The organism is Rubellimicrobium roseum, assembly GCF_006152145.1.
In the GTDB taxonomy this organism is placed as follows: Bacteria; Pseudomonadota; Alphaproteobacteria; order Rhodobacterales; family Rhodobacteraceae; genus Rubellimicrobium; species Rubellimicrobium roseum.
The window spans coordinates 103,142-119,064 of record NZ_VDFV01000004.1 but is presented as its reverse complement, the minus strand read 5'-3'; the positions used below and the strand labels follow the sequence as shown (position 1 = coordinate 119,064).

14 protein-coding genes are annotated in these 15,923 nt (G+C 71.3%); 7 read left to right on the top strand and 7 right to left on the bottom strand.

Annotated elements, in window-relative coordinates:
• The gene (locus FHG71_RS05845; protein WP_139080686.1) at nt 1–1,140 is read left to right on the top strand and encodes an FAD-dependent monooxygenase; all 1,140 of its coding nucleotides are present in this window, start codon (nt 1–3) and stop codon (nt 1,138–1,140) included.
• Here the strand turns inward: FHG71_RS05845 and FHG71_RS05840 are convergent.
• The 4 genes from FHG71_RS05840 to FHG71_RS05825 all read right to left on the bottom strand — a co-directional run bounded on the left by FHG71_RS05840 (nt 1,137) and on the right by FHG71_RS05825 (nt 5,469).
• On the bottom strand, nt 1,137–1,511 hold the full coding sequence (locus tag FHG71_RS05840) for a hypothetical protein (protein ID WP_139080685.1): 375 nt from the start codon (nt 1,509–1,511) through the stop codon (nt 1,137–1,139). The genes FHG71_RS05845 and FHG71_RS05840 overlap by 4 nt on opposite strands.
• 123 nt (nt 1,512–1,634) lie before the next feature.
• A complete protein-coding gene (xth, locus tag FHG71_RS05835; RefSeq protein WP_139080684.1) occupies nt 1,635–2,417 on the bottom strand; it encodes an exodeoxyribonuclease III in 783 nt (260 codons plus the stop codon).
• A gap of 24 nt (nt 2,418–2,441) precedes the next feature.
• Nucleotides 2,442–2,768: a HesB/IscA family protein gene (locus FHG71_RS05830; RefSeq protein WP_139080815.1), complete on the bottom strand. Its 327-nt coding sequence runs from the start codon at nt 2,766–2,768 to the stop codon at nt 2,442–2,444.
• A gap of 82 nt (nt 2,769–2,850) precedes the next feature.
• On the bottom strand, nt 2,851–5,469 hold the full coding sequence (locus FHG71_RS05825; protein WP_246045359.1) for a PBP1A family penicillin-binding protein: 2,619 nt from the start codon (nt 5,467–5,469) through the stop codon (nt 2,851–2,853).
• 153 nt (nt 5,470–5,622) lie between these two features.
• Between FHG71_RS05825 and FHG71_RS05820 the strand changes: the two genes are divergently transcribed.
• Nucleotides 5,623–6,795: a deoxyguanosinetriphosphate triphosphohydrolase gene (locus tag FHG71_RS05820; protein ID WP_139080683.1), complete on the top strand. Its 1,173-nt coding sequence runs from the start codon at nt 5,623–5,625 to the stop codon at nt 6,793–6,795.
• A gap of 302 nt (nt 6,796–7,097) precedes the next feature.
• Here the strand turns inward: FHG71_RS05820 and FHG71_RS05815 are convergent, their stop codons facing one another.
• The gene (locus FHG71_RS05815; protein WP_139080682.1) at nt 7,098–7,298 is read right to left on the bottom strand and encodes a hypothetical protein; all 201 of its coding nucleotides are present in this window, start codon (nt 7,296–7,298) and stop codon (nt 7,098–7,100) included.
• 204 nt (nt 7,299–7,502) lie between these two features.
• Nucleotides 7,503–7,952: a hypothetical protein gene (locus FHG71_RS05810; protein WP_139080681.1), complete on the bottom strand. Its 450-nt coding sequence runs from the start codon at nt 7,950–7,952 to the stop codon at nt 7,503–7,505.
• Between the two features lie 235 nt (nt 7,953–8,187).
• On the opposite strand from FHG71_RS05810, the gene argS reads away from it, so the two are divergent.
• The 5 genes from argS to scpB all read left to right on the top strand — a co-directional run bounded on the left by argS (nt 8,188) and on the right by scpB (nt 13,618).
• The gene (argS, locus tag FHG71_RS05805; protein WP_139080680.1) at nt 8,188–9,930 is read left to right on the top strand and encodes an arginine--tRNA ligase; all 1,743 of its coding nucleotides are present in this window, start codon (nt 8,188–8,190) and stop codon (nt 9,928–9,930) included.
• A gap of 82 nt (nt 9,931–10,012) precedes the next feature.
• Complete coding sequence (locus FHG71_RS05800; protein ID WP_139080679.1) at nt 10,013–11,302, top strand: SPOR domain-containing protein; 1,290 nt, start codon at nt 10,013–10,015, stop codon at nt 11,300–11,302.
• Nucleotides 11,302–12,297, top strand: a complete 996-nt coding sequence (locus FHG71_RS05795) for a glycoside hydrolase family 3 N-terminal domain-containing protein (RefSeq protein WP_139080678.1) — start codon at nt 11,302–11,304, stop codon at nt 12,295–12,297. Before FHG71_RS05800 ends, FHG71_RS05795 begins: the two co-directional genes overlap by 1 nt.
• On the top strand, nt 12,297–13,055 hold the full coding sequence (locus FHG71_RS05790; protein ID WP_139080677.1) for a segregation and condensation protein A: 759 nt from the start codon (nt 12,297–12,299) through the stop codon (nt 13,053–13,055). Before FHG71_RS05795 ends, FHG71_RS05790 begins: the two co-directional genes overlap by 1 nt.
• Nucleotides 13,052–13,618 carry an SMC-Scp complex subunit ScpB gene (gene scpB, locus FHG71_RS05785; protein WP_139080676.1) on the top strand — a complete coding sequence of 189 codons (567 nt, stop codon included), beginning with the start codon at nt 13,052–13,054 and terminating at the stop codon, nt 13,616–13,618. Before FHG71_RS05790 ends, scpB begins: the two co-directional genes overlap by 4 nt.
• Nucleotides 13,619–13,637: 19 nt before the next feature.
• On the opposite strand, the gene purL is transcribed toward scpB, so the two are convergent.
• The gene (gene purL / locus FHG71_RS05780; protein WP_139080675.1) at nt 13,638–15,791 is read right to left on the bottom strand and encodes a phosphoribosylformylglycinamidine synthase subunit PurL; all 2,154 of its coding nucleotides are present in this window, start codon (nt 15,789–15,791) and stop codon (nt 13,638–13,640) included.
• Between the last annotated feature and the right edge of the window lie 132 nt (nt 15,792–15,923).

The window sequence follows — 15,923 nt, the reverse complement described above, 5'->3', positions numbered from 1 at the left end:
ATGACCTCGGGCCGGGCCCCGCGCCACGTTCTCGTCGTCGGGGGCGGGATCGCGGGCCTTGCGGCCGCGCTGGCCTTCGCAAGGCGCGGCGCCACGGTCCGGGTGCTGGAGCAGGCCTCCGCCCTCGCCGAGGTGGGCGCGGGTCTTCAGATCACGCCGAACGGCGCGGCGGTGCTCCGGGCCTTGGGCCTGGGCGAGGCGGCAGAGGCTGCCAGCCTCCGAGCGCAGGCCGTCGAGCCGCACGACGCCCTTTCCGGTCGCCGGATCGCCCACTTCGATCTTGGTCGGGTCGGCGGAGATTACCTTTTCTTCCACCGGGCCGACCTGCTGGGCCTGCTGCACGACTCGGTGCGCGCGGCCGGGCTGCCGATCCGCACCGACGCGCGGGTAGCCAAGGTGACGCGGGAGGGCGTCCGCCTTGGCGATGGGGAGGAGATCGCCGCCGACCTGATCGTGGGCGCGGACGGGCTTCATTCGGTGGTCCGGCGACACCTCGTCGGCGGCGATCGGCCCTTCTTCACCAGACAGGTCGCCTGGCGCGCGCTCGTCCCCGCGCGGCAGGAGCCGGTGGCGCGGATCTGGATGGCGCCGGATCGTCATGTCGTCACCTATCCGCTCCGCGACGGACGCCTGAATCTTGTCGCCGTCCGCGCCGAGGCCGCTTGGTCGGAGGAGGGCTGGCACCATCGCGACAGCCCCGATGCGCTCCGCCGCGCTTTTTCCGACGCGGCGCCTGCGCTGGCCGCCATCCTCGACCGCGTGGGCGAGGTCGGCCGCTGGGGCCTGTTCCGGCACCCCATCCCCGAACGCTGGCACGACGGCTCCGCGGTCCTCCTGGGCGATGCCGCGCATCCGACGCTGCCCTTCCTCGCGCAGGGAGCCAACCTCGCGCTGGAGGACGCCTGGGTCCTCGCGCGCGAGGCGATGCGGGGCGATCTCGACGCCTATCAGGCGCAGCGCCGCCCCCGCGTGACCCGCGCCATCGCCGCCGCCAACGCCAATGCACGCAACTATCATCTGTCCGGTCCCGCGCGGCTCGTGGCCCATCTGGGGCTGGGCGCCCTGGGCCGGCTCGCGCCTGACGCCTTCCTGCGGCGCCTCGACTGGCTCTACCGCTTCGACGTGACGCGCGAGGGCTAGAAGTTCGCTGCCGCCCGGTCGGTCACGCGCTCCAGCACCTCATGCGTCCGCCAGTCCACGCGGAAGGCGTCCGATCCGACCCGCATGTAGACCCAGCCGTCCGACACCGGAGGCAGCCCGTAGTAGTCCGCGTTGAGGATGATGGAGTATTCCCCTCGCGGCAGCACGTCCCCCACGCGGGTGAGGGGCGTCGCTGTCGAGGCGCTGGTCATGGCCACGTTCGACACGTCCATGGGCCGTGCGGGCACGTCCAGCACCCGAACGCAGCGCGCGCCCGTGCTTGCGGTGCGGCACTGGGCTTCGGCGGCGATGGGACAAAGGAACGCTGTCGCCGCAAGCGCGAACGCCGCGACCGGAAGGCGGGGGGCCATGAGGCTGCTCCTGACGAAGCCGTGAGGGTATATGCCGCTTCAACGGCAACAGTCCGCTCAGGGTTCCGCAGTCGCGTCCCGGAATGAGTTGACAAAAGGCCAGGGTCCGACGCAGCCCGAGGCCTAGGCGTCGAGATCGATCCAGACCGGCACATGGTCCGACGGCTTCACGCCGCCGCGCGCCTCCTTCTCGATCCAGGCGTCGCGCAGCAGGTCCGCGGCCTGCGGAGTCAGCAGGTGATGGTCGATTCGGATGCCGTTGTCGCGCTCCCACGACCCGCGCTGGAAATCCCAGAAGGAGAAGAGCCCCGGCGCCGGCGTCCGAACCCGGATGGCATCGTAGAGCCCCAGGTTCTCCAGCCGTCGATAGGCCGCGCGCGCCTCGGGCCGGAACAGAGCATCCTCGCGCCAGTCGTCGGGCCTGCGCACGTCGCGCGCCTCGGGGATGACGTTGTAGTCGCCCGCGAAGACGGCGGGCTCCTCGGCGGCCATCACGTCGCGCACCCGCGCCCTCATCCGCTCCATCCAGCCCAGCTTGTAATCGTACTTGGGACCCGGCACCGGGTTGCCGTTGGGCAGGTAGAGCCCGCAGATCCGCACCGCCCGCCGCTCGCCGATGACCGTGGCCTCGATCCAGCGCGCCTGCTCGTCCGTGTCGTCGCCCGGCAGGCCCCGGACCACGTCCTCCAGCGGCAGCTTCGACAGGATCGCCACGCCGTTGAAGCTCTTCTGGCCGTGGGTCGCGACGCGATAGCCCAGCCGCTCGATCTCCTCGCGCGGGAAGGCCTCGTCGACGATCTTGATCTCCTGGAGGAGCGCCACGTCGGGCGCCTGCTCGGACAGCCAAGCGGTCACGGTGTCGAACCGAGCGCGGATGCCGTTGATGTTGTAGGTCGCGATCTTCATGGCCGCGACCCTAGCCCAGCCGCGTCAGATGGAGAAGGAGGTCCCGCAGCCGCACGACGCCGTCGCGTTCGGGTTGTCGATCACGAATCGCGCTCCGATCAGCTCCTCGGAAAAGTCGATCCGGGCGTTGGCGAGGAAGGGCAGGGACACCGGGTCCACCACCACCGTCTCCCCCTCGGCCGACAGGACAAGGTCGTCGGAGTTGGGCTCGTCGAGCGCGATCTCGTACTGGAAGCCCGAGCATCCGCCCCCCGCGACGGCCACGCGCAACGCCTTGCCCTGCTCGGAGGCGCCGATCTCCCGCAGCCGCTCATAGGCGCGGGGGGTGACGGTGGGCGGGACGATGGGCATCTGGAAGGACATGGGCGCGGGCCTCCGGGGCGTGACCTCTCGGATATAGGCCTCCGCCGCGCCCTGCTCAACGGGGGCGGCGTCAGCGATCCTCGGCGGCCCGCTCGCGGTCCCGGCGCTCCTTGGCCAGCGTGAGGAAGCGCTGGAAGATCTCGGCCGGCAGGCTGCCTCCCGTGGTGCGGTCGTCCATGGGTGAATTGTCGTCGTTCCCGACCCAGACGCCGACGACCAGCCCCCGCGTGTTGACGAAGCCGATGAACCAGGCGTCCCGGCTGTCCTGGCTCGTGCCGGTCTTGCCCGCGATGTCGAGGTCGGGGACGCGCGCGGCCTGCCCGGTGCCGCCCTCGGCCACCACGGCGCGCAGCATGTCGATCATCGGCCCCCGCGTGCGATTGAGCTGCGTCTGTTCGCGGTCGTTGGTGCCGATCACGCCCAGCGTCCGCTCCTCCTCGCCGAAGCGGATCGATTCGATCCCCGTGGCCCGTACCGGCACCCGCCCCAGCGACAGGCCCGCATAGGCCTCGGTCATGTCGAGGAGCGTCACCTCGGCTGTCCCGAGCGCAAGCGAGGGGGTGGGCCTCAGCTCCGTCTCGATCCCGAAGCGCCGTGCCACCTCGACCACGTTGTCGATGCCCACCTCCTGCGCGAGCCGAACGGCCGCGAGGTTGTAGGACCGGGCAAAGGCCTCGGCCAGCGTCACCGTCCCGTGGCTCTGCTCGTCGAAGTTCTCGGGCGTCCAGCCTTCGATCTCGATGGGCAGGTCCTCGATCGTGTCATCGGGCGAGGCACCGCGGATCAGCGCGGCCATGTAGACGAAAAGCTTGAACGTCGAGCCCGGCTGGCGCCGCGCATCGGTGGCGCGGTTGAATTGGCTCTGGCGGTAGTCGAGCCCGCCCACCATGGCCCGCACCCGCCCGTTGGGGGTCATGGCCACCAGCGCCGCCTGCGTGGCCCCGGCGGCGGGCCCGCGCTCGGCCATGACTTCGCGGATGGCCCGCTCCGCGTCGGCCTGCAGGTTGGCATCCAGCGTCGCGGTGGCCTGGACCCCACCTGCGGCGGCGCCCCGCAGCGCCTCGACCTCGCGCAGGACCCAGTCGGCGAAGTAGCTCCCCGACCGGGACGCGGGCGGGGCCGGCGCCAGCACGGCCAGTTGCGCGAGCGCCCGGTCCCGCGTCGCCTCGTCGATGCGGCCCTGATCCTCCATCACCGTCAGGACCAGAGCCGCCCGATTCTGCGCCGCCCCCAGGTCGGCGATGGGGTTCACCTGGGACGGAAGCTGGATCGAGGCCGCGAGCAGGGCCGCCTCGGGCAGCGTGAGCTCGTCCACCGGCTTGCCGAAGTAGGACAGCGCCGCCGCCGGTACCCCATAGGCGCCCGAGCCGAGGTAGACCGAGTTGAGGTACAGCTCGAGAATGCGCTCCTTGCCGAGCTGCCGGTCGAGGAGGGTCGCCAGCGCCGCCTCCTGCAGCTTGCGGGCCAGCGTCCGCTCGGGGCCGAGATACAGGATCTTCACGAGTTGCTGGGTGATCGTGCTCCCGCCCTCGACCACGCCGCCCGCGCGCAGGTTGCGCAGGCCGGCGCGGGCGATCCCCCGCCAGTCGACGCCCCGGTGATCGAGGAAGCGCTGGTCCTCGACGGCGATCACCGCCTCGGACAGGAAGGGTGGCATCGAGGTCAGCGGGACGAACGGCGCCCGGTAGGCCCCTCGCGTGGTCAGCACCTCGCCGTCCGCCGTCTCCACCAGCAGGCTCGGCTCCTCGGCGGGCGGCAGGACCTCGGCCAGCGGCACCTCGCGCACGACCATCCAAACGGCGACCAGCGTGGCCCCTGCGCCCAGGGCAAGGAACAGAAGGGAGCTCAGGAAGAGCCGCCAGCCGCGGCGGATCGCCTGGGCGGCGCGCGGCGGCGCCGGACGGGACGGCCGGGCCGCCGGTCGCGCCGGCGGGGGCGAGGCCGGAACAGGCTCGGGGCGCGTGGGCCGGGGACGTCCCGGCGCCGCGACACGGCTGAGCCCCGAGCGGAGCGCCTCGACCTGCCGCCCGCCCGCGCGCCGCGCCGCGCCCGCCAGGGCCCGGGCGGCATCGCCCAAGGACGGCTCCGGCGCAGCCGACGGTCTGGCGGCGGTCGGCTCGATCCCCCGAGGCTCCGCGTTGGCAGCGGCCACCGGGACGGGTATCACGTTCGCGGGCTCCGCTTGCGCGGGCTGGGCGGGCGAGCTGGGTCGCGCCCTGTCCGTCACGGCGGCCTGCTCCGGGCGGCTCCGGCTCGTCGGGGCCGCGCCCGGAGGCGGCTCGGGGACATAGCTGGGCGGCGGCTCGGATTCGGGTGGCGGCACCTTGGGCAGGCCGCGCGCCTGCCGCTCGCGCTCTTCCTGCCGCAGCCGCTCGATGAAGTCCCGGGGAGCCACCACGGGCATTCCTTCAGGCATCGCGGCGGGCGGGGCGGGGCGGGGAGCCTGGTGCGCGGCCGGGGATGGCCGCATCGCCTCGCGCTCCTCGGAGGTCAGGACCCGGCCCATCGCCATCTCCAGCGCTCCGAGGTCCGGCGGCCCCGAGGGCCCCGGGTCCGGCGCGCCGTCCCCGGCGGTCCTGAGCCGCGCCTGCCGCTCCTTCGCCAGCGCACGCGCGATCGCGGCCTGAAGGACCGAGAAATCCGCCTTGCCGTCGCTGGGGTCGTCGCTGCTGGGGTCTTCGCTGGCCATCCGGGGTCTTCGCTTCCAGCCGCTCAGGTAGACCCATGCTGCACCGCGTCAACGCGCGGCTCCAGGAACCCGGCGGCAACCCCCCTGTCGGGGGCCCTGTCATTCCGGCCGCTACGCCTTAGGATCGAAAGGGAAGCTCCTGGGAATCCATCGATGCACGCCCCCTACGCCTGCCTGCCCGCCCAAAGCCGCGGCCGCCTCTACCCCGAGGAGGAGAGCCACTTCCGCTCTCCCTTCCAGCGCGACCGCGACCGGATCATCCACGCCTCGGCCTTCCGCCGCCTCAAGCACAAGACCCAGGTATTCATCGAGCACGAAGGCGACTACTTCCGCACGCGCCTCACGCACTCCATCGAGGTGGCGCAGGTCGCCCGCACCGTCTCGGCCGCCCTGAACCTCAACACCGAGCTGACCGAGGCCGTGGCGCTCGCCCACGACCTGGGCCACCCGCCCTTCGGCCACACCGGCGAGGACGCGCTGAACGAGCTGATGGCCCCCTATGGCGGCTTCAACCACAACGCCCAGGCGATCCGCATCGTCACCTCGCTCGAACGCCACTACGCCGAATGGGACGGCCTCAACCTGACCTGGGAGACGCTGGAGGGCATCGCCAAGCACAACGGCCCCGTGCCGCGCCCCGCGCCATACGCTCTGGAGCAGTACAACGCCCGCCACGACCTGCGGCTCGACACCCATGCCAGCGCCGAGGCGCAGGTGGCGGCGCTGTCGGACGACATCGCCTATTCGCACCACGACCTGCACGACGGCCTGCGCGCCGAGCTGTTCTCGACCGACGAACTGGCCGAGCTTCCGGTGCTCCGCGACAACTTCGCCGAGGTCGACCGCAGGTATCCGGGCCTCAACTACTACCGCCGCCGCCACGAGGCCCTGCGCCGGTTCTTCGGCGTGCTGGTCGAGGACGTCATCACGCTTGCCCGGCGCACGCTGACCGAGCTCGACCCCCGCGACGTGGAGGATATCCGCACCGCCGGACGCATGGTGATCCGCTTCTCGCCGGGGCTCTGGGAGGACCTGAAGGTGATCCGTACCTTCCTGTTCCACCGCATGTACCGCGCGCCCAAGGTGGTCGAGATGCGGCAGGCGGTGACGGGCGTGGTCCGCGACCTCTTCCCGCTCTTCATGTCCAATCCCACCGAACTGCCCAAGCAGTGGCGCAAGGACGTCTCCGAGGCGCAGGACGAGACGGCGCTGGCCCGGATCGTGGCCGACTACATCGCGGGCATGACCGACCGCTTCGCCATCGAGACGCACCAGCGCCTCCTGGGCAGCGACATGGTGGAACGGACGCGGGCGCTTCGAGGGTAGGGAGAGGACGACCCTCCGGCTCCCGGCGCGCATCGCCGCGCCACGATGGACGGTTCCGGTCCTGCGACCTCAGCGGCGCGGTCGAAGCCCGCAGGCGGCAGCGCGGGCCTAATAGTCCTGCCGGTGTCACGCGGGCCCGCCCATCTGGCGTCACGCTCGCGCGACGGCGCCTTCCGCCCATAGGTCGGCGCTTGCCACTTCATGACGTCAGATCACTGCACCAAACCGGCGCGCCGCGAAGGCTGTCCAGGCTTGTGCTCTCAGCGCGGTGTCCTCGCCCACGGCCCGGACACCGGAGCCTTCTAGGCCAGATCGATTGTCCGGCCATGGCGCGTCACGCTCACCGGCCGAGGCCCCACCACGAGCGAGCCCGTCGGATCGTCGCCCGGCTCGCCCGTCGAGGCGAGCGAGTCGAACCGATTCTCTATCCGGCGGGACGCAGCCTCCTGCGCCGCGTCCCGTTCACGCTTGGCCGAAACATGGGAACGAATGAAGCTTAACATGGCAAATTCTCCACGACTCCGCCTTTCTGTGCCTGATTAGTGACAAATTACGCCGCAATCCATAGTATCCGATCAGGGGTGAAATAATCGAAACAATTTCTGGTTATAATTGCCGGTGTTTCCATTCACGATCGCTCGGTCGCATTCGGGCCGTCCCTCTGCCCCGACCGACCGTCAGGGATGCGGGGCCGAGCCGGTCGGACCTCAGGTCCCCAGGGTCAGTTCCAGATCCTTGACCCGCAGCCGGGCCTCGGGCAGCGCCACGCCCTCACGGTCCAGCCGGGCGAACACATAGGTCTCCGGGTCGGTCTCGCGGAAGCGCAGGATCTGGAACTCCCTGCGAGTGGTGACGACGATATCCTTGGGCGCATCCTCCAGCCCCAGTTCGGCCGCCATGGCCTCGATGGCCTTCAGGACGCTTTCCAGCGCCGCGGCGGGACCCTCGGTGTCGACATCGCCGGGACCGTCGAACGGCCGCGCCACGCCCGCCCTCCGGTCGACCAGACGAGCCTCGTGGAAGTCGTCCAGGACTCGACGCGCGACCGGCACCGGGGCGGCCGCGCCCTCGATCCCGGCATGCGGATCGACCGTTGCGGCGTCGTTCTGCCGCGATTGCCCGAATATCCGGCTGACGCCACGAAACAGCATCGACATATACCCCCTGAACCCGCGCCGCCCGAGTCTGCCGGGATGGCGCCACACAAATCCATTATTCGTCACCTGTTAGTTAAAAATCAAGCTGACATATGTTCAAAATAAGGTCGGCCTTCCCCGTCGCCGGGCGAAGGTGTTGCGCGAATCCCCCGACCACCGTGCGGTGCCGCAGGACTTCCTTAACCCTGCCGGCTCATGGTAGGCCCCGACGCCGAACAAGCACGCGAGCCTCATCATGAACCTCTTCACTGACATCCGCTCCCTCGTCCTCGATGCCGTGGGGCGGCTCGCGCGCGAGGGGCGCCTGCCGGAGGGGCTCTCGACCGACGCCATCGCCGTCGAGCCGCCGCGCGATCCGGGCCACGGCGACATGGCGACCAACGCCGCGATGGTTCTGGCCAAGCCCGCCGGCCAGAACCCCCGCGCCATCGCCGACGCGCTGGCGGACAAGCTGCGCGAGGACCCCCGGATCCTCTCGGCCGAGCCCGCCGGTCCCGGCTTCCTCAACCTACGCCTTTCGCCCGCCGTCTGGCAGGGCATCGTCCGCGCCGTTCTGACCGATCCCGCCTATGGCCGCTCGACGATGGGGCAGGGGCGCAAGGTCAACGTCGAGTTCGTCTCGGCCAATCCCACCGGCCCCATGCATGTGGGCCACACGCGGGGCGCGGTCTTCGGCGACGCGCTGGCCCGTCTCCTCGACTTCGCGGGCTGGGACGTCACGCGGGAATACTACATCAACGACGGTGGCGCGCAGGTCGACGTGCTGGCGCGCAGCGCCTTCGAGCGCTACCGCGAGGCTCACGGCCTCAGTCCCGAGATCGCCGAGGGCCTCTATCCCGGCGACTACCTCGTGCCGGTGGGCGAGGCGCTGAAGGAGAAGTACGGCGACGCCCTCCTGAACGCGCCCGAATCCGAATGGCTGGTGCCGGTGCGCGACTTCGCCACCGACGCCATGATGGAGATGATCCGGGCCGACCTCGCGCTCCTGAACGTCCAGATGGACATCTACAGTAGCGAGAAGGCCCTCTACGGCACCGGCAAGATCGAGGAGGCCATCGGCCGCCTGAAGGCCGCGGGCCTCATCTACGAAGGCGTGCTGGAGCCCCCCAAGGGCAAGCTCCCCGAGGACTGGGAGCCGCGCGAGCAGACGCTGTTCCGCTCCACCGCGCATGGCGACGACGTGGACCGCCCGGTGATGAAGTCGGACGGGAGCTGGACCTACTTCGCCCCCGACATCGCCTATCACTACGACAAGACCCAGCGCGGCTACGATCTGCTGATCGACGTCTTCGGCGCCGACCACGGCGGCTACGTCAAGCGGATGCGCGCGGCGGTGTCGGCGCTCACCAACGGGCGCGTGCCGATCGAATTCCGGCTGATGCAGCTCGTGAAGCTCCTCAAGAACGGCGAGCCGTTCAAGATGTCCAAGCGCGCGGGCACCTTCGTGACGCTGCGCGACGTGGTGGAGCAGGTGGGGCCGGACGTGACGCGCTTTGCGATGCTCACGCGCAAGAACGACGCGCCGCTCGACTTCGACTTCGACAAGGTGCTGGAGCAGTCCAAGGACAACCCGGTCTTCTACGTCCAGTACGCGCATGCCCGGGCCCAGTCGGTCCTGCGCAAGGCGCGCGATGCGGGAATCGAGGTCGATGTTGCCTTGCTGGAAACCGTGGACCTGTCGCGCCTGGGCCACGAATCCGAGCTGAAGGTCCTGCGCACGCTGGCCGAATGGCCCCGCCTCGTGGAGATCGCCGCCAAGGGGATGGAGCCCCACAGGATCGCCTTCTACCTCTATGATCTGGCAAGCGATTTTCATTCGCTCTGGAACCGCGGCAACGACGACCCCTCGCTTCGCTTCCTGCAGGAGGGCGACGCCGACACATCGCGGGCCAAGATCGCCCTTGTTCGCTCGGTCGCCGTTGTCATCGCCTCGGGCCTCGGTATCCTTGGCGTGACCCCGGTCAACGAGATGCGCTGAAGCGCGCCGCGGCCGGGTCCCCGAGGCAAGAGGCGACCCCGGCCGTTTCCGGGCGCGCAACAGAGCAGTGTGAGGCACGGCTATGGCTGATTGGACCGCCAACTCCAGTTTCGGCGCGCTCAGCGCGTCCCGGGACACCCGGGCCGCGCGCGGCCCCGACCCCAGGGCGACCGGTCCGCGGGCGGAGCGGTTCGGCCCCCAGAAGCCCACCGAGGCACCGCGCGCGTCCTCGGCCCACGCCGCGCTGGCGGAATACAACGCGGCCGAAGGCGGCCCGCTCGCCAAGGCGCGGCTCTTCGCCTGGGGGCTGGGCGGGGCGCTGTCACTGGCTCTCGTCGCCGGGATCGGCGTCTGGGGCTACAAGGTCGTCCTGCGCGAGGTGCTGGGCCTTCCGGTCGTCGCCGCCGCCGAGGGGCCGATGCGCGTCCAGCCGAGCGATCCGGGCGGGCAGGTGGTGCCCTCGCAGGGCTTGGCCGTGAACGAGATCCCGGCCGCCGGTACCGCCGCGCCGCCCTCGGACGTGCTCATGCTCGCGCCGCCCACCCCCGGCCTCGCCGAGGAGGACATGGAGGTCGTGCTCCAGACCCGCGCCGAGGAGGGCGAGGTGCTCGCCTCGGACGCGCCCGACGCGCCGGTGCCGGGGGGCTCGCCCGTGGCCATCGTGCCCAGCAACCGCGCCCTGACGCTAGAGGAGATGCAGGATATCGGCGCTCGCGGCACCGTGGCCGCGACCCTGCCCACGCCCGCCGGGTCGGTCGAAGCCCCGTCCGCGCTGGCCCAAGCCGCGTCGGTCGCCGCGACCGAGCTGCCCCAAGCCACCGTCATCATCCCGCCACCCCCGCCAGAGGCGCCCGCCCCGGCCGACGAGGTCGCCACGGCCGAGATCGCCCCCGAAGCCGCCGGCACGGCCGTCCCGGCCGTTGCCGCGCCCGCCGAGGAGGCTCCGGTCGCCACCGTCGCCGTGATCCCCGCCGACGTGCCCGGCGTGGCCGCCGCTCTCCGCCCGCTCACCCGCCCAGCGCGCACGGTGGTGCTCAGCACCGCAGCCGAGGCGGCCGACGAGCCCGCGCCGGCCGCCGCCGCTCCTGCGCCCGAGCCGGCCGCAAGCGCCGCCGTTCCCGCCGGCGCCGCCCTGATCCAGCTCGGCGCCTTCGACTCGGCCGAGATCGCCGCCGCCGAGTGGGACCGCCTCCAGTCCGAGTTCGGCGAGTTCCTGGGCGACAAGGAGCGCGTCATCCAGGAGGCCCAGAGCGGCGGGCGTACCTTCTATCGCCTGCGCGCCTCGGGCTTTGCCGACCGCTCGGACGCGAACCGCCTGTGCGCCGCCCTCACGGCCGAGAGCGCCGACTGCATCCCGGTGAGGGCCGACTGATGCCCATGGCCGCGATCCTGGGCGTCGAGGGGCTCGCCCTGACCGACTGGGAGCGCGGCTTCCTGCGCGAGGCGGACCCCTGGGGCTTCATCCTCTTTGCCCGCAATGTCGACTCGCCCGATCAACTCCGTCGCCTCACGGCAGAGCTTCGGCACGCCGTGGGTCGCGACGCGCCCGTGCTGATCGACCAGGAGGGGGGCCGCGTCCAACGGCTCCGTCCCCCCCACTGGCGCTCCTACATCCCGGCGCTCGACCAGATGGAGCAGGCAAGCCATCCCGTGCGCGCCCAGTGGGTCCGAAACCGCCTGATCGCGGGCGAGCTCCATGACGTCGGCATCGACGTCAACTGCGCGCCCCTGGCCGACCTCTTGGAGGCCGGAACCCATCCGGTCCTGCGCAACCGCCTTTACGGCCCCGACATCCCCACCGTGGTCGCCGCCGGCCGTGCCTGCGCCGAGGCGCTTTTGGCCGGGGGCGTGCTTCCGGTGCTCAAGCATATTCCCGGTTATGGGCAGGCGGTGGTGGACAGCCATCTCGCGCTGCCCCGGGTCGATGCCCCGCGCGAGGTGCTGGCCTCGCGCGACTTCGCTCCGTTCCGGGCCCTGCGCGACCTGCCCATCGGCATGACCGCGCATATCGTCTTCGATGCGGTGGACCCCGATCGGCCCTGCACGACCTCGCCCGAGGCCATCCGCCTGATCCGCGAGGACATCGGCTTCGACGGCCTCCTGATGACCGACGACATCGGGATGGAGGCCCTGTCGGGCACCATGGCCCAGCGTGCCGCGGCCTCGATCGCCGCCGGGGTGGACCTCGTGCTCCACTGCAAGGGCGACCGGCCGGGAATGGAGCAGGTGGCCTCGGCCACGCCCGCCATGACCGAGGCGGCGACCGGGCGGGCCATCCGCGCGCTGGCGCTGCGCCGCCCGCCCGAGCCCGCCGACATCCCCGCGCTGGTCGAGGAACTGGCCGACCTCGTGCCCGAGGCGGCCTGATGGACGGCGCCACGCTGGCGCGCCCGCCGGCCCCCGAGGCGCTGGTCGTCGACGTGGGCGGCTTCGAGGGACCCCTGGACCTTCTCCTGACGCTCGCCCGCAGCCAGAAGGTCGACCTGCGCGAAATCAGCATCCTCGCGCTCGCCCAGCAGTATCTCGCCTTCGTCGAGCGCGCCGCGCGCGAGCGGATCGAACTCGCGGCCGACTACCTCGTGATGGCGGCCTGGCTCGCTTACCTGAAATCCCGCCTCCTCCTCCCCGAGGCGCCCGAGGAGGAACCCTCGGCCGAGGATATGGCCCGCGATCTCGCCTTCCGCCTCGCCCGGCTGGAGGCGTTCCGCGCCGCCGCCGCCCGCCTTCTGGAGCAGCCCCGCCTGAGTCGCGACGTCTTCGCCAAGGGCTGGGTCGAGACCGCCACCGAGACGCGCCGGGTCGAGTTCACCGGCAGCCTTCACGACCTCCTGTCGGCCTACGCCCGCCTGCGCACCCGCGACGACTTCCGCCCCTTCGCCCTCGACCGCGTCGGCGTCTACACGATGGAGGAGGCGCTCGACCGCCTGCGTCCGCTGATCGGCGACTGGGCCGACTGGTCGGACCTTCGCGACTGGCTGCCCCCCGGCTGGGGCGAGGACGGCCGCCGCCGCCGCGCCGCCACCGCCGCCACCTTCGCCGCCGCGCTGGAGCTGGTGCGCGAAGGCTTGGCCGACATACGGCAGGACGGCGCCTTCGCCCCTATCCATCTCCGGGCCCGCGCATGACTCCAGAGGAGCAGGCGCGCATGGTCGAGGCGATCCTTTTCGCCGCGACCGAGCCCCTGACCACCGCCCAGATCGCCCAGCGCCTGCCGCCCGGCTGCGACCCGCGCGCCGCGCTCGACCGGCTGCGGCGGCATTATGAGGGGAGAGGGGTGAACCTTGTCCGGGCGGGCGCGACCTGGGCCTTCCGCACCGCGCCGGACCTGCGGCACCTGCTCACGCGCGAGATCGTGGAGCAACGCAAGCTCTCCCGCGCCGGGATCGAGACGCTCGCCATCGTCGCCTATCACGGCCCGGTCACCCGCACCGAGATCGAGGAGATCAGGGGCGTTTCGGTCAGCAAGGGCACGCTGGACCAGCTTGTGGAGCTGGGCTGGGTCCGGCTCGGCCGCCGCCGCCCGACACCGGGGCGGCCCGCGACCTATGTGACCACCGACGCCTTCCTCGACCATTTCGGGCTGGAAAGCGCCGCGGACCTGCCGGGCCTTGCCGACCTCAAGGCCTCGGGCTTCCTCGGCGACCCCGCCGTGCAGGAGGACCTGCCGCTCCCCGAGCCCGAGAAGTAGGGCAGGCCCGCCCAGCGCCTCAGACGACGGCCTTCTCGAAGGCCGTCTTCCAGAGCGCCACCAACTCCAGCATCATCGCGGACTCGCCCCCCAGGCGGAAGTCGGCCCCGCCCACGCGGCCGACATGGACCGCCGGCACCCCGGCCGCCTGCGCCGTCGCCAGCAGGTCCGCTGCATCCGTCGTCGCCACGAGATAGCGCGCCTGATCCTCGCCGAAGAGAGTCGGCAGGTCGCCCGGCTCCAGCACCGCGCCGGTTCCCGCCGCCTCGGCCATCTCGAAGGCGGCAAGCGCGAGGCCCCCGTCCGCGAGGTCCGTCGCCGCGCGGATCAGGCCACGGTTGGCCAGCACGAACTCACCGTTGCGCCGCTCGGCGTCCAGATCCACCGGCGGCGCGTCGCCCGCCTCGGCCCCCAGCACCGCGAGCAGCGCCGACTGGCCCAGATGCCCGTGCGTGTCCCCGATCAGCACCAGCGCGTCGCCCTCCTGCGCGGGCCCGCCGATCATCCCGTCCAGCGACGTCAGAAGCCCCACGCCGCCGATGGTCGGAGTGGGCAGGATCGCGCGTCCATCCGTCTCGTTGTAGAGCGACACGTTCCCCGACACGATCGGGAAGTCCAGCGCCCGGCAGGCCTCGCCGATCCCCTGGATGGCCCCCACGAACTGGCCCATGATCTCGGGCTTTTCGGGGTTGCCGAAGTTGAGGTTGTCGGTCGCCGCCAGGGGGCGCGCGCCCACGGCCACGAGGTTGCGCCAGGCTTCGGCCACGGCCTGCTTGCCACCCTCGACGGGATTGGCCTTCACGTAGCGCGGCGTCACGTCCGAGGTGAAGGCCACGGCCTTGCCGGTCCCGTGGACCCGCACGATGCCCGCGCCCTGACCCGGCCGGCGCACGGTGTCCGCGCCCACCTGGCTGTCATATTGCTGCCAGACCCAGCCCTTCCAGGCGTAGGTCGGATCGGTGAGCAGCGCCTTGAGAGCCTCCACGGTCCCGATCCGCGGCACGGCGGGCATTTCGTCCGCCACCGAGGTCGGCACCCAAGGCCGGTCGTATTCGGGGGCCGAGGACGACAGCTGCGACAGCGGCAGGTCCGCCTTCACCTCGTTCCCGAGCAGGATGAGGAAGCGGTCCTCGGGGATCGTCTCGCCCACGATGGCGAAGTCGAGGTCCCACTTCTCGAAGATCGCCCGCGCCTCGGCCTCCTTCTCGGGCTTCAGAACCATGAGCATCCGCTCCTGGCTCTCGGACAGCATCATCTCGTAGGCGGTCATCCCCTCCTCGCGCACCGGCACGCGGTCGAGGTCGAGCCGGATGCCCAGGCCGCCCTTGTCGCCCATCTCCACGGCCGAGCAGGTCAGCCCCGCCGCGCCCATGTCCTGGATCGAGATGACGGCACCGGAGGCCATCAGCTCCATGCAGGCTTCCATCAGGCGCTTCTCGGTGAAGGGGTCGCCGACCTGCACGGTCGGGCGCTTCTCCTCGATGGTGTCGTCGAACTCGGCCGAGGCCATGGTCGCTCCGCCCACGCCGTCGCGGCCCGTCTTGGCGCCCAAGTAGACGACCGGCATCCCCACGCCCGAGGCCGCCGAATAGAAGATCGCGTCCGAGCGCGCGAGGCCGGCCGCGAAGGCGTTCACGAGGCAGTTGCCGTTGTAGGCCGGATGGAAGCGCACCTCGCCGCCCACGGTCGGCACGCCAAAGGCGTTGCCGTAGCCGCCCACGCCCTCCACGACGCCCGCGAGCAGCCGCCTGGTCTTGGGATGCGACGGCTCGCCAAAGCTCAGCGCGTTCATCGCCGCGATGGGCCGCGCCCCCATGGTGAAGACGTCCCGCAGGATGCCGCCCACGCCCGTCGCCGCGCCCTGGTAGGGCTCGATGTAGGAGGGATGGTTATGCGACTCCATCTTGAACACCAGCGCGTCGCCGTCGCCCAGGTCCACCACGCCCGCGTTCTCGCCCGGACCGCAGATGACCTGCGGCCCCGTGGTGTGGAGCGTCCGAAGCCATTTCTTCGAGGACTTGTAGGAGCAGTGCTCGTTCCACATGGCCGAGAAGATGCCGAGTTCGGTGAAGGTCGGCGTCCGCCCGATCAGGCCCAGCAGCCGCTCGTACTCGTCCGGCTTGATCCCGTGCGAGGCGACGAGCTCGGGGGTGATCTCGGGTTCCGGGCGCATGGAGGTCTCCGCTGGATTGGCTCCGCGGCGCTTTAGGGGCAAGCGGCGCCGGGCGGAAGGGCAAGGCGCCGCTTCGGTCCGCGATGCGCGAAAAAAAAGCCGGGCTCAAGAGCCCGGCTAAGTCCAACAGGG